The organism is Streptomyces aureus, from assembly GCF_000725495.1.
Classification (GTDB): domain Bacteria; phylum Actinomycetota; class Actinomycetes; order Streptomycetales; family Streptomycetaceae; genus Streptomyces; species Streptomyces aureus_B.
This window is the reverse complement of the sequence record NZ_KL647041.1, coordinates 1-2,676: the sequence shown is the minus strand read 5'-3', so window position 1 is coordinate 2,676 and position 2,676 is coordinate 1. Positions and strand designations below refer to the sequence as shown.

Below are 2,676 nucleotides of genomic sequence, written 5' to 3'. Positions count from 1 at the left end.
CCCCCCGCCCCACCCGCCGAACCCCTCACCCCACCCGCCGAACCCCTCACCACCGTGATAAGCCACACCACCGACAACGCAATCTCCTGGATCACCCTGAACCGACCGGAGGCGATGAACGCGCTCACCTGGGACCAGCGCGAACGCGTGATCGGTCTGCTCGCAGAGGCGTCCGCGGACCCAGGGGTGCGGGCCGTGGTCGTCACCGGCACCGGCCGCGGGTTCTGCGCGGGGGCGGACCTGCGGGGCGGGCCGCCGGCCGGCGACCGGGTGCCGGGGGACGTTGCGCGCACGATCCGGCTGGGCGCGCAGCGCCTGATCGCCGCCGTCCTCGACTGCGAGAAGCCGGTGATCGCGGCGGTCAACGGCACGGCGGCCGGGATCGGGGCGCACCTGGCCTTCGCCTGCGATCTGGTCCTCGCGGCCGAACAGGCCCGCTTCATCGAGGTGTTCGTGCGCCGGGGTCTCGTACCGGACGGCGGCGGGGCGTATCTGCTGCCGCGGCTGGTGGGCCCGCGGCGGGCCAAGGAGCTGATGTTCTTCGGCGACGCGCTGAGCGCGGCGGACGCGGAGCGGATCGGGCTGGTCAACAGGGTGGTGGCGCCCGACGAGTTGGAGAAGACGGCCCGCGCGTGGGCGGAGCGGCTGGCCGCAGGGCCCACCCGCGCGCTCGCGCTCACCAAGCAGCTGGTCAACGCCTCCCTGGACACCGACCGGGCGACCGCCTTCGCGGCGGAGGCGGCGGCACAGGAGATCAACATGACGACGGCGGACGCCAACGAGGGGGTGGCGAGCTTCGTGGAACGCCGAAGCCCCCACTACAAGGGCCGCTGAGGGCGGCGCTCCTCACCCCCGCCGCAGCACCCGCAGATCCCCCGCGTCGGGGTCCCCGAAGAGCACGAAGAGTTCCGGGTGGGCCTCGGTGCCGCCGATCGTCCAGTACGTGTCGTGGCCGCAGTCGCCCACGCGGACGACCACGCCGTCACGCCGCCCGGTGGAGGGCCCGTCGGCGTACGGGTCGTAGCGGCCCGCGGTGTCGAGGAACCACTTGCCGGTGCCGTCGCAGCGCGTGAACTCCTTGGTGGTCACGTCCTCGAACTCGGGCTGCGCGGGCACGGCCGAGAGCTCGGCCCTGCCGCCGGCGCGCAGCCGCAGCACGGCTCCGTGGTCGCCGCGCCAGACGCCGGTGAGCCGGTCGGCGCCGAGCTTCGGGGGTTCGTACTCCCGGATGAGCCCGGTGGCAAGACCCACCGTGCCCGCCGCCACGACGAGGACGCACGCCCCGAGGGCGAGGAGCGCCGAGCGGAGCCAGACGCGCCGCTCCTCCGGCGGGCGTCCGGTGAGGCGCTCGCGCCGTCGGGCCCGGGCGAGGGCCAGCGCGGGCAGGACTCCGGACACGGCGAGCAGCAGGGTCCCGGTGCCGGTGGGCGCGAGATGCAGGAGGACGACCGCGAGCGCGGCCCAGACCGCGCCGAGCAGCAGGACGAGGGCCAGGTGCCAGGCGGTCTCGGGCCCCCGGGCGCGGCGGCGCGCGAGCCGGGCGAGGGCGGCGGCCGGCATCGTGCACGTCACCGCGTGCAGCAGGCCGAGACCGGCGAGCAGGGGCGGTCCGAAGACCAGCAGGCACAGCAGTCCGAAGGCGGCGAGCCCGCCGCCGAGTCCCGCGCCGTGGTCGTCGTCGTCGAACGTCCCGACCCACCAGACCGCCGCGGCGACCGCGAACTGCGCGGCGCAGACGGCCGCGGCGAGGTTCACCTCCGCCGCGGTCCATGCCGACCGGAGGCGCCCGGTCCCCTCGGTGTTTCCCGACCCCATGGGGCGAAAGATACGCGGGCGCCCTCCGATGTGCCGCGAGGGCCCTCTCCGGCCCTCCCCCACGGTCTCCCGCCCCTTCCTATCTGACACTTCGTCAGCTTCAATGAAGGTGTGATGGGACACGCAGGGATGGCCGCCGCGGCCGTCCGCTACCTCAGGTCGGCCGGGGCCCCCACCGTGGCGGGGCCCGTCGAGGCGTTGCCGCGCCCGGATCTGCGCGCGGTCCGCGAGGACGAGCGGGCGCCGGTCGACCCGGCCCGGTTCCGGCGGGTGCTGGGCCACTTCGCGACCGGGGTGACCGTCGTGACGGCACCGGCCGCGGGGCACCCGGCGGGCCCGGCGGGCTTCGCCTGCCAGTCGTTCGCCTCGCTGTCCCTCGACCCTCCGCTGATCTGCTTCATGGTCGGCCGTACGTCCACGACGTGGCCGCGCATAGCCCGCGCGGGGGTGTTCTGCGTGAACGTGCTCGGCGCGCACCAGGGCGACTTGTGCCGCGGCTTCGCGGTGAGCGGGGCGGACAAGTTCGCGGGGGTGGTGTACGACGCCGCCCCGGCCTCCGGATCTCCCCGGCTCGCGGGCACCGCGGCCTGGATCGACTGCACGGTCCACGCGGTGCACACGGGAGGGGACCACCTGATCGTGGTGGGCCGGGTGGACGCCCTCGGCGCGAACGACGACGAGGTGCGGCCCCTGCTGTTCCACAAGGGCCGCTTCCTCACCTGACACGAGCCCGGCCCCGAAGCCACCCCGGAAGACCCGCACCCGGCGTCCTTCGCAGCCCCAGCCCCGAAACCACCCCACCCTTCACGCCGCACCCGGCGCAACCCCCACACCCCCGCCCCAAATCCGTCCCACCCCCAC

General features: G+C 75.1%; 3 protein-coding genes. 2 read left to right on the top strand and 1 reads right to left on the bottom strand.

The window, feature by feature from the left end; all coding sequences use genetic code 11:
- The first annotated feature begins 54 nt into the window (after positions 1-54).
- On the top strand, positions 55-834 hold the full coding sequence (locus tag IO36_RS39825) for an enoyl-CoA hydratase/isomerase family protein (RefSeq protein ID WP_037628279.1): 780 nt from the start codon (positions 55-57) through the stop codon (positions 832-834).
- Positions 835-846: 12 nt separating this feature from the next.
- Here IO36_RS39825 and IO36_RS39820 read toward each other — a convergent pair whose 3' ends face one another.
- Entirely contained in the window at positions 847-1,815 is a 969-nt protein-coding gene (locus tag IO36_RS39820; RefSeq protein ID WP_063764955.1) for a hypothetical protein, read from the bottom strand.
- A 114-nt stretch (positions 1,816-1,929) separates the two neighbouring features.
- Between IO36_RS39820 and IO36_RS39815 the strand changes: the two genes are divergently transcribed.
- Complete coding sequence (locus tag IO36_RS39815; protein WP_037628041.1) at positions 1,930-2,538, top strand: flavin reductase family protein; 609 nt, start codon at positions 1,930-1,932, stop codon at positions 2,536-2,538.
- Positions 2,539-2,676: the final 138 nt, after the last annotated feature.